The organism is Candidatus Zixiibacteriota bacterium, assembly GCA_034003725.1.
Taxonomy (GTDB): Bacteria; Zixibacteria; MSB-5A5; order GN15; family FEB-12; genus WJMS01.
On sequence record JAVEYB010000006.1, the window covers coordinates 176097 to 195503 of the forward strand.

Sequence of the window (19407 nt, forward strand, 5' to 3'; positions counted from 1 at the left end):
CTCAGTGTTCGTTGTTGGTGATCAGGTCGGATATCTTGAGTGTGCTTCCGACTCCCAGATCCAGGCACCGATTGCCGAACCGGTTCTTAAAACGCTCTCGTGCCAGATCCCCCGAGCAGTGACAGGGGCCAATGTACTTCACCAGGCCCTCCAATTTCGTTGCCAGAACGTCAATCATTTCTTGCGATTCGGCGGCGAGGTGGAACCCACCCATAACCAGCAGGATCGGCTCTTCTGTCAATTCCGAGATCCTGTGCACAATCCGTTCAATTCCAGGGTGTGCACATCCAGTGATAAGCACTGCCCCAGCGTCGGTGTGGATGATGAGACCTTCTTCATGAATTCCATTTCCTACCGGTCCAGTAGTTGTGACTCCGGCACAAAGAGATGTCGGCGTTTCAACGTAGATAACATCGCCTGCAAGATTCGTAGCAGAGTCGATCGTTGACAGAGCTCGGCCGGCAATGTTGCCGGACGATCCGCCACAGGGGAGGAACAACTTTGCCTGCCGCTGCGAAGCACGCATCACGGACGGCAGTCCCCCGATATGGTCGGCGTGGCAGTGAGTAACCGCTATCATGTCAATCTCCTGCGGATTATATCCGCCGGCCGCCATATTCGACACCAGCAGTTCACCGTCCCCCCCGGCATCGAGCAACAGAGTTTCGTTGCCGGCTTCGATCAAGCAAGAGAAACCATGTGCCGGTGACATACGGTCGTTGTGAGAGTTGTTGTCATATAGGATATGCAATTCGACTGCACTCGCTGGGAGACACTTTCCTGTGTGCGATCCGGACGACGGTGACACCCACGAAGGCCAGTAATCATTCGCCGGGTGGTTGATCAGATTCCTCAGATTTGAACCATCGGCGTCCATTGCGTAGATTTCGAAATTGCCGTCCTTCATGGTTTGAAAGGCGATTTGTCTTCCATCGGGAGACCAGACCGGATTTTCCTCCACACCGTCAAAGTCGGTCAGCGTAATTTCATGAGTGCCGTCAACATTCATAACGTGTATGTCACCCTGAAATTGCCGTGCCGGGCCACTGCGGAAAGCCAGCCGGGTGCCGTCGGGTGACCATGAAACACCGGTTTCATCAAGATCCGAGGTTGTCAGCCTGCGGAGACCGCTTCCGTCGGTGTTAACAACATAGACTTCCCAATTGCCGTCACGGTTGGAGCTGAAGCTGATCTGCCTTCCGTCCGGTGACCAGTTTGGCCAAAGCTCTTCGGCCTCATTGTTAGTGAGACGTTGCCAGTTGGTGCCGTCGGCATCCATGACGTGTATTTCGTAATTGCCATCACGATCCGACTGAAAGGTTATTTGCCCGCCATCGGGCGACCATTTGGGCTGGCGCTCAACGCTTGGCAGACTGGTCAGACGCTGTTCGGTCCCGGAAACAAGATCCAGCAGATAGAGGTCTGAGTTGCCATCGCGGAGAGAGACGAAAACAATGCGTGTTCCATCAGGCGAGATATCCGGACACTTCCCTCCGTCCTTACCCTTTGTAACCAGCTCAACGTTGCTTCCGTCGGCGTTCATGATAAAAATATCGTCGCGACCGTTTCGTGGCGAATAAAATGCGATCTTGCCATCAAGATTCTGACCCATTATCGGCGATGATATCAGAACAAGGATGCATACAAGTACTCGACATGCAGCTTGATATTTCGACTCAGACTCTCTTCCGGCCGTTTGTCTTACTTTCTTTCCGATGTTCATTGTTTATTAGACGAGTCGTGAAAGCAAATGTTACGCTCCACTATCTTGAGTCACCCACCTACCTTGGTCTGGTCTTTACAGGATAAACCTGTGACTAAACTGTGTCCTCAATCGTCGTAAGTTATTGCACGATATTCAGAGTTATAGCAGTGGGACGGGGGTATAAGTAAATGATCCAACATATTCTACCTCCATAAGCTATTGATTTACAATTGGTTATACAAAATAGGGGTGGCGGGAATCGAACCCCATACTCGTGTTGTGGCACAAGGACTTACTGGTCATTGTGATCAAATAGTGACGCATCTGGCGGGCCTCAGAACCGGAACAATGGACTGGCGACTCACAGGCAATTTGACAGCGAAAGCCTTGACGCCGTGAGTAGCCCTTAGCGATCTCCCGTAATCAATTTCTCGATGTTCTTCTTCAAATCGTCGTAAGCACCGCTATCCTGATTCGAGAAGATAATGAACGTGACATCGACTTCAGGAAAATAGCGCGCTTCAAAATTGATCCCCGGCGCCTGTCCACCATGACCATAAGACACGACCCGTTGCCCTTTCAAGCCCAAGGTGAAACCGTAGCCATAGGGGAATTTGTCCTCCAAGCCGCTGTTCTTGGGTGTGATCATCTCTGCCACTGATGACTCTTTGAGAACGGTTCCATTCTTCAGCCCACGCATGAATCTGAGCATGTCTCGCGGCGTCGAGTAACCACCCCCAGCTGAACTTCCGCGAAGTCCGTGACTTGCTTCAACCCACCCCGTCTTCCCCTTCGACAAAGGCTCAGCCAATGTTGTGTCTGACGACAATTTCAAATACGAATCCGTCTCGGTCATCCCAAGCGGCCGATAAATATGTTCTCGAACATAGTCGAAGTAATCAGCCGATGCCATCTTCTGGATAATGGCTCCTGCAAGTATGAATCCCGAATTGCTGTATTGGAACTTCGTGCCGGGAGCAAAGGTGGGTGTATCGACGTGAACAAACGGCATCATCTGCTCGACTTGAGAGATACTGTCCCAGGCCCGCTCATACGTATCAGTCCAGTAATCGCCGAGCCCGGCCGTATGAGAAGAGCAAGTGATGGACGGTAGCCGATCTGACAAACTGCTGGTGCGGATAGTCTGGAAAGTAGCGGGAAAGCGTGTCCGTCAGCTTGAGCTTTCCGGCATCTCGAAGCTGCATTATCGCCAGCGCCGTAAACATCTTGTTGCCGGAACCAAGATTGAGGCGGGTCGATGGTCCTATTCTTCTGGTCCGGGCAACATCTGCAAATCCCGTGTACCGCTCATAGACGACCGAATCGCCTCGCGCGATCAGAATGGCTGATGCCAGATCATTCTCTTTGACCAATTTGTCGACATAGCTGTCTAACCACCGAAGAGTGAACGGATCTTCAATCCGCCCATTGGGGAGATAGATCGGTTCTGTTACGTCCGCGATGAATACGATCTTGAGCAGTTTCGGTTCGGCCCCGGAGGTCAGCCCGAATTGAAAGTCATGCCACTGCTTGTCCTTCAGCGACTGAGCGAATATGTGTAGATGGTTTCCTGTCGACTCACTGTGGTGATACGTTAGCTCACCGAAGTCACTGTGAATCCGTTCAAAGAGCCCAAGCAGTCGCTCATTGCCGAGTTCCTCAATCAAAGAAGCATCATAGATATTGTTGACCGCTGCAAGTCTTTCCACTCGAGTTGTATCATTCACTCCGCGCACAAAATCTGCCCCGAGAATATTAAGTACTGAATCAGCACGCTGAGCCGCGACCATCGCCTTGGTCGAGACTGTGAGAGTTGCCAGTAGGGCGCAGATCGTTAAAAGTGCCTTCATTATTTTGTCACTCCCTTGTTACACAATAACCCAACAATAATATAATTGAAGCGCGAGGGCTATTCCGAAATGGCTATCGAGAGGAGTCTAAGAGTGTATGGGTTATGGTCACACTTGCCGGCACGTCCAGTCCGGGAACTCCTCGGCGGGCTTGAGGACGTTGCGGGGCATGCATCCGCGTCTCCTGAGATACCTATTATACTAGGTAAGCAAATAAACAACGACAACAGCGGCTGACCATGCACCTGCTTCCAGTATGACTGAACCTCCCCGGGCTTGCCGGAGACAGAATTATGTGAGAGATTACGCATATGGCAAGACCAAGCAGGTATTCACCGGAGGTCCGGGAACGGGCCGAGCACCTGGCCCGGAACAATGCGCGGCGCGATGCGCTCCAATTGCTCGCAACGCTACAATGGATCGCGCCGCCACACTGTTCATGGGTTCAAGACTGGGCTGCAAGTGAGCTGCGGAAGATCAGAGTGGCCGAGAAGGGCTGTCAATTACCGGTTCATGACTCCGCCACAGAAGGATTGGACCGATGACCGAAAATCACTCAAACTACCAATCTGTAAGACCGGGCCGGAAGGCCTTACCGCTCGGCCTGGCGTTGCTTTTCACAGTTGTCTCCTGTTTATGCAATTGTTCCCAGTCAAATGAGTCACAGCGGTTTAAGAATTACGTTCAATCGCATGCCGTTTCTTCGACAGAGGCCTATATCCTGGACGCACTCACGCGCAACCGCGTCGTCCTGCTCGGGGACAACGCCCATGGTCAATGGCAACCGCGCGAGACAGTCATTGATGGACTGCTGTATTGGTTCGCGCTTGCATCAGCGGATTCAGTAGTCGAGAGCTCTATCCCGCGCGACCTGTCGCTGGTACTGGAGCTCGATTCACTGTCGGTGGGCCGGGTTGAGAAGTATATGGTGAGTGGCGATCCGAGCGATATTCTCACTCTGCCACTTATATGTTCCGGAGTCTTCACCACCGCCGACCTGGAGTTTTTCGATAGACTGGGGCAACTGCGCGCCCGCGTAAACGCGTTCAATCAGAAGGCGTCTGATGATCGGCGGATCTCATTTGCCGTATTGCCAGGCGAGCCGACAATTGACAGGGCCACCTGGTCCTTCGACAAACGGTCCTACTACTTCATGCACGAACGCGATTCACTTGTAGCGCGAAGAATAGAGTCCCTTCTGTCTCGTCCTGGTGCGGGTCATCTCTTGCTCTTCTACGGCGAGGCCCACCTGCAGAAGGGCAAGGTGACGAAGCGGGCAGACGACAAGGAATTCCAGGGGTTGTACTTGGCATCGTACCTCGACTCTGCGCTGCCCGATTCCTTTATGACCATAGGTCAGGTAACTCCGGACTACTGGGGCGTCTGGCGGAACGACTTCGCCACCAACACTGCGGCGTACGCACTTCCGATTTCCGGAGTGAAAGAGAAAGTAGGCGCGTTTGTGTCCGGACCGCACCGATACGATGCAGTCATCGTTCACAATCACCGCGTGATCAGCGGCACACCGATCCTGCAGATTCCGTCGATGAACGTCACTCGGCTGTGTGTCCAAGCGCTTGACTCGATTGTTGACCCTGAGGATGATTTCAGTAGGGCATATTGGCCGCTGCTTCTCCCGTATCTTAACGCTGTCTCTGGTCAACTCCCGCACCGTCTTGACCTGAATAGTAAGGATGCCTTAGCCGATGAGGCAAAAGCCTGGTCGTCCTGGTTGATTTCCGCACCGCACAGCGTGGCACCAAAGGTGGCGGATCTGACGATGTATACCGGGATCCTCGACCGCCTGTCGCAGGCCACCGGACCGCTGGCAGGCCGATACGACCATCAATTCACATCGCTTCTTCCCGACTCGCCCGCCCTTGAGAGAGGGGACAACATGCCGACCCCTGCCGAAAGGGCTTCTCAACTCCGCCAATTCCTACATGCAAATTCAGAAGAGATTGTGATACATGCGTTAATCGAATTACTTTGGGTTGGTTCGAAGGAAGAACGCGATGAGGCCGAGTCGCTGTTGCGACAATGCACCGGCGTGGATGTGGGAGATCGGTCGGCTTGGTCCGAGTGGTATCGCACGAAGAATGTGCCCCCCTCACGCTGACCACGAAATGACACTGATATTGCAGTTACTGACTTTCTTTCATTCCTTGGTCCCACAAATCTCGCATTTGAGGTTTCTAATCACAGCATTTCACTCTCGACTTTGAGAATTGCACGAAGACAACAAAGTCCATGAGCAAATTCGAGTGGTCGGTGAATTGCCGGAATTGGCACAGCGATTAGTACGTATTTGTAATCCGAAGAATACCTGAATGTTATGATATTGCATTGGAGGTGACCACACCGAACCCTTGACATATGTAGTATGTTGGTGTGCACCGATTCATAATCAAATGGAGGTGGGGGGAATCGAAAAAGGCCCATTTTGCAACTTTTTGACGGTCACCGACTTATGCGATAACTCGCTGAATCACAGCGAATTACAGCTTTTATGTGGTTTTGTGTGGTTCTGGAAAATCAGCGTGTTTTTCATTCAAGTTGGCACAAATCTGGCACAAATTGAAGGGATGATCATTCCCTCTCTTGAATAGGAACAGGCACACCGATTCTTGCCCTCACTTGTTCATAAATTGGCAAGTCAACGTCCTCTTTGACTTCCAAAGTCACAGCAAGTCCATAGCAAACAGATTCATCTAGAGTTGAGGCATCCTCGCGACACTCGACCGGGATCAATAGAGCATCGCCTTCCTCAAATGAGGCAACTCTATGGCCGACGAATACTTCATGTTGCACGGTGCCTTTCCTGACCTTCTGCCAATCCGCTTCGATTCTATCATCAGCAATACCAATCTTGCTTGGTTCAAATGAAAGGTTGGCTTTACGATAGTTTCGATTCATGACATTGATTGGACTTAACCAGGCAAGGGTTATCGTCAAACGTCGCGAGTCGTTGATACCATTTAAGCACGGAGGGAGCGGAAGCCTAAACTCGTGTCTCTCATCTTTTCCTATCCGACCGTACCCAAAAGCCGTTACTCGTTGATCGATGCATTCCAAGACCCTCCCTATGTCTGGCACTCCATATCCCAAGTATCTCGTCAAGGACTTTCTATCCAAGCTTCCGTTTGTACACAGATTCAGGGATTCCTGGCTTTTTCCCCATGAAGTGCCATGTACTAAGAGCGTCTTAATGATTGGTGCGATATTGTCGCGCGGTATGCTGACTTCGAGCTGTTGAGCTAATTCTTCGATTGACTCCCATATGAGCGCACTAGAACGTGATGCCAAAGCCGCTGCATTGCTAGTACCGCATGTATAAGTTGTGCGCGTTGTGTCACCACCAGTATTAGGTGCCGTAGCGACCCTTTGTCCTGGCGGAAGTATAGACCTATTAATTTGAGCAGAATTACCGTTAACAAAGTGATAGAACTGTCTGCCGGCCGGAATGTACATGTCTGGCTTTATAGATGATCGATAACCGAAGCCATATGGTGAAATTGGTGAAGGGAGATTCGAATCATGCAACAAATCGATACGATTTCCTGTTGCGCTGCCATTCGAACGATCCTTGTGTAGTGCCCCAGCAGTAATGGCATTCACCGATTCCGCTGGCGAAATGATCCGGTAATTTCTTGAGTTGGTATGTATGATGCCAATTGACCTTTTGGTTTGTTCCGCAGCGGGTAAAGCTAAGAACTCACTCTCCGAGAGCCCTATGTCGAGGTCGTCAAGGATATTTCCGGCACTTACACAAAACAGAAGCCCGTACTTATAAGAGAGCCAATCCAGTAATCGCGCCATCGAGCTCATTCGATGATAAAACACCTTAGCAGGATCACAGACCGACAAATTCACTATTCTGACTGACGGAGCGACCGGTTCGCTGCCGCCCGTGCCTTCAAATAGTCGTCGGACAGCCCTCTCGATCAAATCTTCGAAAAACTCATCTTCAGGTATGTGTTCAATTCTGTTCAAACCGTTTCGATTAGGTGCCATGATAGGTCGCACGTATATCGGTCTATGAAGCGGTTCCTCCTGAGAATCGAGTTCTCCATGACATATCAAAGATGCCATCGCAGTTCCATGCCGCCGGTCGGTGGCCTGATATCTGCTGCTATAGTTATCTGGGTCGTCAAAACGGATGCGACCATCTAGCAGTGCATGATTGGTAAAGGGCACACCGTCGAACAGTGCCACGACCGGGTTTCCCGTTGTGGTCCCTGAAGTGAATGATCCGGGTTCTCCATCAGGCATTATTTGCACTGCACATTGACCAGTCGGACGGAAGAACATGACATCATTACTTCGAAATAGGTCAACATAATGAGATTCTAACACTCCCTGGATTTTTGAAGCTGGAAGCTCTGCCTTTAAGGCACAAAACCTTATCTCATCAATAGTACATGATTTTATAACACGCCCCTCTTCCGCTGCAACAAGTCTTCGAACGTGCTCAATTGCATCGTCCCTTTTCGGATTATCCCCTCGATACCATAGTTCGACCTCGAAAGGCACGGCAATGTTCTGAGACTGATAAAAGCTCAGGTTTGTTCGCCAGTATTCGATTACTCCGGTCTCTCTCAATCTATCCGAAACGTCCCAACGTCTTATATCTCTGAGGTAGGAGAAAATTTCCGACCACTTCTGATATCCTCTTGGCAACCTCCTGTTAGAATCCCACTGTTGCCACAAGCGCAATAATTCGTCGATGGCCCCTTGATTGCTCATGCTCATAAATAGCCGACAAGATAGGCTCTTAGTAGGAACGGAAGCCTCCTCCAACACATCCATTATCCGCTGCTTCTCGGCGTCGAACTCAGGCGGTATCAGTGCAGCAAAACTTTCTAGCGGTTTGCTGGTCCTGAACCCAGTAGCATCTATGTATTCGTGTTCTTCAAGTAATTTCCACAATTCTGACGACTGTCGCGAATTGATGTCTTCAATCTCGGAGTAGAGCAGTCGTTTGCCGATTCTCGGTGGCACATAAAAGTCTTCATCTGGGGTGATCGCATCAGCGTCAATTTCTGCCAGCCATTCAAGTCCCTGGATTGCCCTCGCGGCACGCGCAAAATCTTCAATTTCCCCAACTACCTCCAACACCAAGACGGTCTCGGGTTCAAGGCCTGCCGAGGAATCAGAGATAAGGGACTGCCTCATTCTGTCGAACTGCGGAGTCAATCTGTCTTTTTGACGACTAACATCGGGATAACGATAGTCAGGAGATCCGAAACCGGTTGTCTTCTTGGTTCTCTCAATAGACCTGGGATTGGGGAAGATCAGGATAGGTTTTTCGGCCATAAACTACGCCCCGGCATTCTATGCCGAAAACTTGAGCCGCCACTGTCTTAAGGATTCTGAAACAATGGATTTGGCATCATCGTGCTTGTGCTGTAAAACCGCCCTGCGAACAACTTCCAAACAGAACTCTTCAACTTCGGAATAGCTGCATCCCTTAAGTTTACTGGACAAGGTCTTTAAATTGTAATTGAAATTACACTTTGCCCGTTGAGAAACCGTCTTGATGAATGATTCAATTTGTGCCAATCCGGGGGTTGTGAGCTCCAATCGTATTTGAAACCGACGCCAAACGGCTCGGTCAAGAAGCTCCGGGTGATTGCTGGCTGTTATGACCACAACATACGTGGGTAATCTATCCATTTGAAGGAGCAAAGAGCTCACGACGCGTTTGATTTCGCCAGTTTCCTTAGTATCTCCCCGCTCCTTGCCGATAGTGTCAAACTCATCGAAAAACAAGACGCAGTTTCTAGTTTTCACATGGTCAAAGACTTTTTGAAGTCGTGAGGCTGTCTCGCCCAAGTAGCTGCCGATTAGATTCTCATACCGAATCGTGAAAAAAGGGTACATCAAATGAGTCGCAATGGCTTCAGCCAAGCTGGTTTTGCCGTTACCAGGTGATCCTGCAAGGAGGATTCGGTTGCGTGGTTCGAGTCCATGACTTCTTAGCAAGTCTGACCGATGTTGTTCTTCGATGAATTGTTGACAGATGACTTTGATTTCATCTTGAAGGAACAAGTCGTCGAAGGTGCGATTTGCTTGCGACTCGAAAAGAAGATCCCTTGCTTCACCTCTCGATTGAATTGAGAATCCGTTGGACCCGCCATTACTGAGAGCACTTGCCAGTCTGTCAGCCAGCACATCGTGTTTCTTCGATCTTTCCTCAGCTATCAAGATTTCAACTGCCTTGCGAAACGCAACCATATCGCCTCGATTTGCAGATTGAACCAAAGACAGTAATATATCCGAGCGAGCCATTATTTCACTTCCATATCGGGAATGCGATTTTCAAGCTCCACTGCTACTGAACTTTCGCACCGTGGAAGGTGATTTTGACCGACTTTTCATCCACATATCAAGTTCAGCAGCATCGAAGCGCCAGATCCGGCCCGCTCTGTGTGCCGGGATACTTCGCTCGCGAGCCAACTTGTAAATTGTTGACTTGCCTAACTTCAAGTATTCAGCGGCCTCGCTCAGAGTCAGCCAGTTAGTCATTTCTCGCATTCCAGTATTAACAGTTAGCAACTAATAGTAAATAAGAGCAATTGACGGCTGTCAGTCAACAAGAAAACGGCTGGTGCATGAGAACGCCTGTAGTCCTGCTTCATCTCCCATTTATAGCTTTTGAATCAAGCCATCGGCCTACCTCACGCTCCCTGAACCGGACAAACCGCCCCAGCTTGAAATGCGGAATATACCCGATGTGAGTCCACTGGTAAATAGTGGAGAGCTTCACGCCGAGCAATTCCGAATAGCATTTCGACGGTGAAGCCGGAGTTTCCGGCACTCTGTCGAGCGGGTTGGGATTGAATCCACATATCTTCTTGGACGTAATCGTTTAGCTACGGCCTTGGTCGCATATAAGCGTTTTTCCGGCCTCGTAACTGTTTTTCTGCTTCTTCAGCGGTTGACCACGTGTAATTATTTTTCTTGACTTGCGTGTAAATTAAACAATATTTTCCGTGTTGTAATCGATTTTCCGGAGGTAGCAGTGGAGAATTCAGTTAATGTTGAATCGATTGAAAGGCCCGCGGGATATTCAGCGCTTATCGAGCGATTTTCGCTTGATGTCATTCCAAATTGGCATAGGTCACTAGTCACGACAAGCGGAATTCATCGAATTCACTCAGATGGATATGTAGTCGAAGAAGTCTTTCCGCCCAAGTATTGGCCAGGAGACACCACAGGAGACCATCTCGAATTTGCCTTGAAGTATGATGGCACGAATCTGGCAATTCTGGCCAACTTGTTTCAAGCGGTAGAAGAAGAGCAGATTCTCGAATATATTCGCTCGAAACCAACCAGTAAATACAGCCGGCGAATATGGTTCCTATATGAATTACAGACCGGCAGATCGCTTGACTTGCAGGACCTGAAGCAAGGCAACTATATCGACCTGCTTGAGACGGATGAATACTACACTATCAAACCCGGCGAACAAATCCGACGTCAGCGGATCAACAACAATTTGCTGGGCGGAAATCAATTCTGTCCAATGGTTCGTCGTACTGCCGTACTACGTGAATTGGAGGCGGAAGACCTTCCTGCCCGTTGCCGCCAAATCGTGTCTGCCTATCCCCCGGAATTGTTGAAGCGAGCGCTCAGCTATCTTTATTCAAAGGAGACGAAGTCGTCATTTGAGATCGAGAACATCAGGCCCTCATCGACCCGTACCGAACGATTTGTGGCGCTGCTTCAACTCGCCGAGCGGGAAGACTTCTGCGAAAAGGAAAAGTTGATTGAGCTCCAGAACCGAATAGTCGATCCACGGTTCAAAGCTCCCGATTACCGGGAGAACCAAAACTACGTTGGAGAAACAATCCCGTGGCACAAAGAGAAAGTGCATTTCGTCAGCCCGAAGCCCGATGATCTGCCAGGCTTAATGGAAGGATTGATAGCCTGCCATAAGCGGATGGATACAAGTGACCAGTTGGCGGCGATCCATGCGGCGGTCATAGCCTATGGATTCGTTTTTTTGCATCCCTTCGAAGATGGTAACGGACGAATCCATCGATTTCTGATTCACAACGTCCTTGCCCGTCGAGGATTTACGCCAAAAGGCGTCATGTTTCCCATTTCTGCCTCCATGCTGAAGAATCCCGCTGAGTACGACGACTCGTTAGAAGCTTTTTCCAAGAAGCTCATGCCGTTAGTTGAGTATTCGCTCGATGAAGATGGCCGCATGACCGTTCACAACGACACCGGAATTTGGTATCGGTATATCGATATGTCGCCTCAAGCCGAAGCGCTGCTTCGATTCATCGCCAGAACTATCGATACTGAACTGTCGACCGAGTTGGCTTTTCTTGCCAGCTATGACGAGACCAAGAAAGCCATACAGGATGTTGTTGATTTGCCTGACCAGAAAATCGACCTCTTCATTCGATTCTGTCTGCAAAATGGGGGGCGACTATCAAAAGGTAAGCGCAGGGATCATTTTGACCTCCTTTCTGACGACGAGGTTGCCAAGATGGAAAAGGCCGTTCTGTCGTCATACGGGGAAGCAATAAAGGCTACAAACGTGACTGATTGACTATCTGAATAATCTGGTCAGCTATTTCGTCGACCTTAGTTATGATCGCTTTATCCTAATATGTCGGCAGATTTGCAAAACTGCCGACATATTGCGCCGTTTCAAACCGAGAGACACAAGTCAGAATCCGTGTCAAAACTCGAGATCAATCGCTGTTGTCTTTCTACCATTCCTCTTTCTGGATTCCAGCCACTCAAGGACATCGCGATCCCGGAACCGGACAAACCGCCCCAGCTTAAAATGTGGAATATACCCGATGTGCGTCCACTGGTAGATCGTAGACAGCTTAACGCCGAGCAATTCCGACATCTCTTCTGGGGTATAGAGACGGTTCATCCAGGCATCCAATCAGCGAATTCCTTATACCTCGTTGCCCCAGCTTTTCCAGCCACGACGGCGGTTCCGGGCGAATAACTCCAGATACCGCATGCCGGGGTACATGTGCTCGATCATCTCGTAAACCGAATGCGGCTTTTTACTGTGGATAGTTCGTTTCTCACGAAACACCGAGCGGAGCCGTTGTGACGGTGGCGGCACCGGAAATCTGCCTTTCCGGCCCACGAGCAGCAATTCGTGTTGATTCCGCCACCAGACGCCAAGCCCCATAATCTCCTTGTCCCACACGGCGTGACTGCGATACCGAAAGCCCCAGGCCTCCATGACTTCCAGCGCATTGCCAAGTATGGCCGGAGGCGTCCACAAATATAAAGCCGAATCGGCAGCCGAAGGTATCCGTAGGTTCTTGATGTCATCCAGATCCATAGTCGGATAGTGTTTTTCGATCTTGCGATTCATTCCTGACCATTGGTAGCGCCAGGGTGGGTCGGCATAGATGATGTCGAACTGCCCACGTGGCATAGGTGGTGTTTCAACACCGGCGGCAATATCAATCCGAATCAAGTGGCCGGGAAGCGGGGGTCTCATCCAGAGAGGTGCACCCGGGTGGTGCAACCAGTGCACCGCTTGGCGGTCCTGAGATACATCCTGATAACCAGCCGAGAGGCTGTTGTTTCCATAAGAGTTAAGACGACTATACATATTGGATTCCCTTCCACTAAGTGCCGGATTGGCGTCCCCGACGGTGCCTTCTGATAGCAGGCAATTTGGCTCTCACGATTGCAGCCCGGATAAAACTCACAATAAACGCGAGAAGACGATCGTGGAGAAATCCCGTGGAGAGCCAGAGGACGATGAATAGAAAAATCAGTGCGATCAGCAGCGGCGCAAAGGCACCGAGATTGAATAGGACAGTACAGACCAAAGCGATGGCAGCGATGGAAAACAGAACGCGGGCAATGTGACCGCGATGTTGAAAAAGCGCGAACAGCCCATTGACGACATTTCCGCCCTGTGCCGGTTCGCTGAGCCGTGCGCTGCCGCATAGCCCGCAGTACTGACTATCGGGCGGGTTTTCGTGTCCGCTCGGACAAAGCCGGAGATTCCAGGTGCGGCCGCAATAGTGGCACCGTTCCGGTTGACCGGGTGAGATTCTCCTGCAAGACGGGCACCAACGCATGCTATCCACGCTCCTTTGTGACTTCCTGACGATGCAGTGAAGTGGTCGTTTGTTGCCCCGGCATATTCCAAACGGAGCCGAAGAGAGGGTTATGTGTGACTTGTGGGAGAGTGCCGACCAATACGCGCAGTGAAGACGACTGTTGCAGTCTTGCGGCGAGATTTGCCGCTCTGCCTGAGGACGTGGTTACAATCAGCACCGTCAGCCGACTGAGCTTGAACAGCTTTCGGAAATAGCCGGACGACTGGGCCATCTGATAGGCTTGGAGCTTTCGGCGAAGGCGTCGAAGAGACTCACTGCCAGTATCCAGTTCCAGACAGAAGTGGTACAGCAGTCGGTTGATGGCGTATCGACCATACCCGTCCGGCCTCGGCATGACTGCCAACGGTAATTTGGTCGTCTGGCAGGTATTAAGGAAGGCGTATTCGTTAAGCCAGGAGATCCATTCACCTCCGGGGGTTTTCAAACAGTGGCGGATGAATGAGGCGGCGAAGTCGCTGATGGCGAGATCGTGCCCCAGTGTACTGTCGGGCATTCGCTGTATTCGACGTCGGCGGCGCAGCAACGTATCCGAATCACGGCTGTTTGTCGATGCCAAGTGGCTGATAGCTTCTCGGCCGAGATAGTAGATGGCAGGTGCGGAGCCTGACTGAACCGGCAGGAAGCGCCGTTCCACTAAACCGGCGTCGAACAATTGCCTCAGTCGACGATTGATCCGGGTCACACACGGCCAGTCCAGAAGCAGTTGCAGCTGCTCCCGAGTGAGAAGCAGATGCTGGTCAAGCAAAATGAGAATCTCCTGATCCCGATCAGTCAATACCAAGCGGGGAGCACTCTGCCGTCTGAAAGGGTTGGCTCTCATCAGAATCCCCCTTCGTGATAGCCGGGCGGCAAGTCATGATTGCCTCTGTCCGGCTCAGTTTCGGACGCCGGTTTCGCGTATTCCGGCAGTACCTCTGATTTGGGCGTTTCACTAAGATTGGAGTGTTCATCACGAGATGCCGGTGGCCACGTTACACCGCCGACGTTGCGGTACATTTGACGGACCATTGGCTCCTCGGTCCGATTGAGCTTCTCTGGAATCGGGAGATGGTCAATTGAAACCTGGCGGGCCGGTTTCCCGCCGACAAAGACCATCGCCTCACCAACTCCGAGCCGGGCTATACGGCTTCTGAGTAACTCCCGTTCTTCCCCTTGCAGTTCTGCCGTTACGGTCTTGAGATTCTCGGCGTCCATGCGGAAGCAGCAGCGGACCGCGCAGTTGGTGAGAATGGTTGAGCGCATTGCTCGGTCCATACCGGTCAGCGATTGCCCGCTCAGGACGACCGGAATCTTCAACTTGCGAAACTCGTTTAAGGCCGGGGCAATGATCTCGTGTACTCCGGCCAAGGCATTGAATTCGTCGATTATTAGAGTCGACAGGTGGCGCTCCGGCTCCGGAATGGGCAAACGCGCGAAGGCGGCCTGTTGCTCGACTGCCAGAACGATACTGGCGACTAGTTCAGCATCCCGCCCGAGAATGCCCTTATTGAGGTCAAAGAGAACGAGTATGCGATCATTCAGGCATTGGAACAGGTCAAGGTCGGACGCATTCGATCCGAACATGACGCGGAGTTTGGGATCGGCCAGAAAGGTACTGAGTCGCGGGAGGAAAACCTGCGTGTAGAAGTCCCGCATGGAATCCGACAGGTGAAGCCAGCGATTGAGGAAGTAATTACGGCAGGCTTCATTGCGAACAGTCTGACAATGGTGATGCAACAGGGCTGGATTCCTAAGTAGCGGCTCAGTCATCGTCAGGGGCAGACCATGCTCGGCCATAAGACAGAAAGTGTTGGCTATCAATTCACTTGAGGGCGCACCCCAGGTTGCCTCGGGCCATTGACGGCGGAGCATCAATTCCATGTGCTGCCCGACTCGATGCGGTTTGGCCCATGTCACTTTGGCCAGCGGATTGAATCGAACCACCGGGGCCTGGTCATCAAAGGAGACGACGAGGATTCTGCCTAAGACTCGCTTGGGCAGGATGCCGGTGGTGACTAACCGGGCTACCAGCGAGAGAAACTTGGGAACAGCGTCATGAATGTCGACCATCAGTCCCCCATAGCCATGCATGAGCAGGCTCACGAGGAACACGAATATCAAAGACGTTTTCCCGCCACCGGACGAGCCCAGTGAGACAACGTGGCGTTGCAAATCAGACAATTCGATGGCGAACGGCTCAATGACTCGACGATCTGTCAAGGCGCTTGCCTCTCCGATCTGCAATCGTCCCGCACCCGGACTCGCATTCGACTTCGCCGACCGCGGTCGAGCCAACAGCCGTTCAAATAGTGGTATGAGTATCCATTCTATCGCCGTCATGACTGTCCCCCACGATTCTTGCAGCACAAAGGACATTCGGGGTTTCTCGAGACGGTGCGAACAAGCTCCGGCATGAATCCGGCCAGTCGAATCTCCCGGTAATTCCAGCCGATAGGACGACCCATAACCAGTGAGTCCACGGCGAATGATGTCAGAGCGGCGGCCAGCTTGAGGGGATCGATAATGGCCGGCACGCCGGGACAGGGGGTGATGTCATTGTTGATTGCGTGCGGCAGGATGCAACCGAAACAGGCCTCATCCGGTCGCTGCACTAAACAGTAACATTGGTCGCCATCGCGCGACACAGCGCAAAACACGGCAGGAAGTTGCTTGCGAACAGCCCACTCAGCCACAGCCCGACGCGACTGATCGGAATCCACGCCGCATACAACCACATTAGGAGCAAAGTCGATCCCTTTTTCAATAGCTTCCTCGAAGTAGTAAGGATACGCCGTAATGCGGTTGCCCAAATAGCCATCCTTAGAAACATTGCGGGCGAGACAGATCGCCTTGTTCTTGCCTAAATCGCTGAGTGTGAACCGCTGGCGGTTGAAGTTGGTCAGATCAACCGTGTCACCATCAATTTCATCGATTTCCGAATAACCCTTCTTGACGAGACTATACAATATCTCACTGCCAAGGCCGCCCCCACCGACCTGCAAAATTCTTGACTTCAACGCAGCTTCTTGATTCCACCACGGGAAACCTCCCTGGCGAGACCATACCCGGTCGCGGTCGGTACCCTGATTTCTCAGATCGGGAGATTGAAACGACTTAGACTTCAGTGAGTAGGTACAGTCTCTCCGCCGCATGGCGCACTCCTTTCCCTGTGACGCAAACGTGAAACGGCATTTGGTGAGAGAAAAAGCGAGCATAGCCATCGCGCGAGTAGATGATCCCCACCGTGCGATAGCCAGCCGTTTCCAGTTGCATCTGGTTAGTTAAATCAATTTGTGACGGCAGATTGGAGGACTTCCCCCGGCCCGGATGCATGTGCAGGTAGGCCGTCAGCAGGCTACCCCGCTTCTCAAGTTGTGCCAATACCTTGCTGGTAGCAGCAGCATTTGAGGTCGCCCTCCCATACTCGGAGCGGTCGTGGGCGATCTCAACCGTTCGCTCGATAGTGAGCAGGTCGCTGAAGGCGGTGCCGATTGCGTACAGGATGACTTCGTTGTCGAACCGCCGCAGTTGTTCGTATCCGTCATATAGCAGTTCGGCACTAACCAGAAAAGTCGATTGATTGGGCAGCGTGTCACTCGCCAATGCTCTGGCATGCGCAAGACCATAGAGAAGCTCATGGTCTGTCATCAGTCGACTGAAGATCGCCTGAGCTTCGGCCGTATCGCCTTTAGTCAATGCTGATCGGAGGGTGGCGAAGTCTTCCTGGGACTGTAGGCCAAGATTGTGACACAACTGCTCCAACCGCTCGACAGTGAGGCGCTGGAAGAATTTCTCACGTTCCATAATTGTCTCCTGTGAAAGGATGCTGCTTCGTTCATGGTTGCTGTTCAATTGACTCCCTGATAGTTTGCTCAATTGCCAGTATTCCGTCGTCGAGCGATGTCGCTCTAAGGGAGAAGTGGACTTCATAGACGCCGTTACCTTTGCTCAGGAAACAAGCGCCATGAGGACCGGAGAGTACTTCCTCCGGTGGATTGCAGATGAAGTAAGACCATCTGGTGGCATGCCGCCTTATTATGCGACCCTGCCACGCTCCATATGGAGGGACGCGATACCACCCGAAGAAATAGCAGCCGGCACGTTGTTGCCAGCGGCGTTCCATCCAAAGCGGCCTGAACCTGCGCGTGATATTGACCATGGACTGTTCTCCTTTCTGGTTGGAGGCGAGTGGGAGACGTCGGTTTTACCCGACGCCTCCCCGCTCCAACGCGGTTCAGTACGTTTAGCGGCTCTCGCCATAGTGATGGACAACATGACCCACGTCGGTCCGGCTCGCGGCATGCAGCTTTTGACCATCATCGACTTCCGGGTAGATGTTCTCCGATTTGCCGAAGATGTGGGCGCCATTGTCCTTTGACAGGACGAAGTCTTCCCCGATTCCGAGATCGCGGAAGATGTCCTCTGGGGTGGTTCCGGGTTCGATTGTCACATCGTGACTGCGACCCGAACCGGCGATTACGATTACTGCGGATTTCATCTGTCCTCCATACCGAAGGTTTCGATTCTGGATTAGACCAATCGCCGTTTACTGATTCGATCGGTTTAACCCCATGAGGCGCGGTATGCTGCGCTTACTGTGGAAATACACCGAAAGTGAATTGGATAGGTCAAAAGCGGTCTTGAGAGAATTATCTGCAAAGGGCAGAAATCGTGACACTTTTGAGTGGGGGTTGCTGTATATTAGTATATGACCAGGTGAGTAATCACCAAGACGTTCTTTGACAACTAAATACACCCACTTGTAGAATCTTCACTCTAACCCAACGGTAGAAATCGTACATCGGGAACTGCCTTTGTCAATTGCGAACGGCAAGCATTCACACTGCTAGCCGCGGAATTGAGTATTGGCATTCTCTTGTGAATAAGGAGCCAAGCCGCGATGAGCAAAAAGCTTGAGGCTTGCGATTCCTTCGTGCAAAACGCTACCGACCGTGAAAGAAACAGACGTCTAATTGTTCTTTTTCCACATCTAAAAGAGCGACTGGCTAAGGAGCTCAGGAGGCAACCACCGCATGTATATGATCTGGCCGAAACCGAGATCTACAAAGCGCTCTTGATAGCCGCCGAAAGTTATGATCCAACTCGGCAACCGGATCGTAGCTTGGAGAGCCATTTCCGACAACTCGCTGATTGGCGCGTGATAAACGCTATATGCAAGAGCAAAGCTCAGAAACGGGGTGGCGGTGTCAACGATGTGAGACAGAGCACATTGGAGTGTGCGACGGAGTCTCGCGACTGGGAGAATCTCTTGCCACCGGCAAGTGATAGCAATGACATCTTCCAAAAGGCTGTTGGCAAACTCTGCCTACGTCGACTGAAGACTATGGAGCGAGAGGTACTCCGATTGCATGCGTCAGGTTACACGATTGAGGAAATCGCAAGGCAGCTTGGCGTATCCGTGTCGACCACAAAGCGTCAGCTGAAGAGCGCTTTCAGAAAGATGAAGTATCACTACGAACAATTTGAAAGAGCCCTCGCAGAGTTTGTATCTGATTGACAGCAAATATGTTACGTGATAGCCTGTAGGTACAGATCTTTTCCATAGGAGGTAAATACAAATGACTGTGCCTAACAAGGACTGCGGGGATCCAGAAAATGATTTGGACGTCACTAACGCTCGCTTGATTCTGCGACGACTTCTTGACGGTCTCGACTACTCACTTCTTCGACTTGAACACGGAGAAGAGAGCAGTGAGGTGAAGCGATTTGTACACATCCATCCGGATGC

16 protein-coding genes are annotated in these 19407 nt (G+C 51.4%); 3 read left to right on the forward strand and 13 right to left on the reverse strand.

Features of this window, described 5'->3' with window-relative positions; genetic code table 11:
- Window position 1: 1 nt before the first annotated feature.
- The 3 genes from RBT76_09075 to RBT76_09085 all read right to left on the reverse strand — a co-directional run bounded on the left by RBT76_09075 (window position 2) and on the right by RBT76_09085 (window position 3555).
- Window positions 2-1612 carry an MBL fold metallo-hydrolase gene (locus tag RBT76_09075; GenBank protein ID MDX9857929.1) on the reverse strand — a complete coding sequence of 537 codons (1611 nt, stop codon included), beginning with the start codon at window positions 1610-1612 and terminating at the stop codon, window positions 2-4.
- A gap of 499 nt (window positions 1613-2111) precedes the next feature.
- Window positions 2112-2831, reverse strand: coding sequence for a serine hydrolase domain-containing protein (locus tag RBT76_09080; GenBank protein MDX9857930.1), 720 nt, complete (start codon window positions 2829-2831; stop codon window positions 2112-2114).
- The gene (locus RBT76_09085) at window positions 2764-3555 is read right to left on the reverse strand and encodes a serine hydrolase domain-containing protein (protein MDX9857931.1); all 792 of its coding nucleotides are present in this window, start codon (window positions 3553-3555) and stop codon (window positions 2764-2766) included. The genes RBT76_09080 and RBT76_09085 overlap by 68 nt, the downstream gene beginning before the upstream one ends.
- Window positions 3556-4096: 541 nt before the next feature.
- Between RBT76_09085 and RBT76_09090 the strand changes: the two genes are divergently transcribed.
- Window positions 4097-5674 (forward strand): hypothetical protein, encoded by a 1578-nt coding sequence (locus tag RBT76_09090; GenBank protein MDX9857932.1) that lies wholly within the window; start codon window positions 4097-4099, stop codon window positions 5672-5674.
- 470 nt (window positions 5675-6144) lie between these two features.
- Here RBT76_09090 and RBT76_09095 read toward each other — a convergent pair whose 3' ends face one another.
- The 3 genes from RBT76_09095 to RBT76_09105 all read right to left on the reverse strand — a co-directional run bounded on the left by RBT76_09095 (window position 6145) and on the right by RBT76_09105 (window position 10375).
- The gene (locus tag RBT76_09095; protein ID MDX9857933.1) at window positions 6145-8871 is read right to left on the reverse strand and encodes a S8 family peptidase; all 2727 of its coding nucleotides are present in this window, start codon (window positions 8869-8871) and stop codon (window positions 6145-6147) included.
- Between the two features lie 18 nt (window positions 8872-8889).
- A complete protein-coding gene (locus tag RBT76_09100; GenBank protein ID MDX9857934.1) occupies window positions 8890-9846 on the reverse strand; it encodes an ATP-binding protein in 957 nt (318 codons plus the stop codon).
- Between the two features lie 346 nt (window positions 9847-10192).
- On the reverse strand, window positions 10193-10375 hold the full coding sequence (locus RBT76_09105; protein MDX9857935.1) for a helix-turn-helix domain-containing protein: 183 nt from the start codon (window positions 10373-10375) through the stop codon (window positions 10193-10195).
- 204 nt (window positions 10376-10579) lie between these two features.
- On the opposite strand from RBT76_09105, the gene RBT76_09110 reads away from it, so the two are divergent.
- Window positions 10580-12121, forward strand: a complete 1542-nt coding sequence (locus tag RBT76_09110; GenBank protein ID MDX9857936.1) for a Fic family protein — start codon at window positions 10580-10582, stop codon at window positions 12119-12121.
- 132 nt (window positions 12122-12253) lie between these two features.
- On the opposite strand, the gene RBT76_09115 is transcribed toward RBT76_09110, so the two are convergent.
- The 7 genes from RBT76_09115 to RBT76_09145 all read right to left on the reverse strand — a co-directional run bounded on the left by RBT76_09115 (window position 12254) and on the right by RBT76_09145 (window position 18156).
- The gene (locus RBT76_09115) at window positions 12254-12457 is read right to left on the reverse strand and encodes a helix-turn-helix domain-containing protein (GenBank protein ID MDX9857937.1); all 204 of its coding nucleotides are present in this window, start codon (window positions 12455-12457) and stop codon (window positions 12254-12256) included.
- A 24-nt stretch (window positions 12458-12481) separates the two neighbouring features.
- Window positions 12482-12979, reverse strand: coding sequence for an MT-A70 family methyltransferase (locus tag RBT76_09120; GenBank protein ID MDX9857938.1), 498 nt, complete (start codon window positions 12977-12979; stop codon window positions 12482-12484).
- A gap of 659 nt (window positions 12980-13638) precedes the next feature.
- Window positions 13639-14424 (reverse strand): replication-relaxation family protein, encoded by a 786-nt coding sequence (locus RBT76_09125; GenBank protein MDX9857939.1) that lies wholly within the window; start codon window positions 14422-14424, stop codon window positions 13639-13641.
- Between the two features lie 74 nt (window positions 14425-14498).
- On the reverse strand, window positions 14499-15878 hold the full coding sequence (locus tag RBT76_09130) for a hypothetical protein (GenBank protein MDX9857940.1): 1380 nt from the start codon (window positions 15876-15878) through the stop codon (window positions 14499-14501).
- A gap of 116 nt (window positions 15879-15994) precedes the next feature.
- The gene (locus tag RBT76_09135) at window positions 15995-16879 is read right to left on the reverse strand and encodes a ThiF family adenylyltransferase (protein MDX9857941.1); all 885 of its coding nucleotides are present in this window, start codon (window positions 16877-16879) and stop codon (window positions 15995-15997) included.
- A complete protein-coding gene (locus tag RBT76_09140) occupies window positions 16773-17462 on the reverse strand; it encodes a hypothetical protein (GenBank protein ID MDX9857942.1) in 690 nt (229 codons plus the stop codon). Before RBT76_09140 ends, RBT76_09135 begins: the two co-directional genes overlap by 107 nt.
- Window positions 17463-17901: 439 nt before the next feature.
- Entirely contained in the window at window positions 17902-18156 is a 255-nt protein-coding gene (locus RBT76_09145; GenBank protein MDX9857943.1) for a hypothetical protein, read from the reverse strand.
- A 402-nt stretch (window positions 18157-18558) separates the two neighbouring features.
- Here RBT76_09145 and RBT76_09150 point away from each other — a divergent pair, with 402 nt between their 5' ends.
- Window positions 18559-19176, forward strand: coding sequence for a sigma factor-like helix-turn-helix DNA-binding protein (locus RBT76_09150; GenBank protein MDX9857944.1), 618 nt, complete (start codon window positions 18559-18561; stop codon window positions 19174-19176).
- Window positions 19177-19407: the final 231 nt, after the last annotated feature.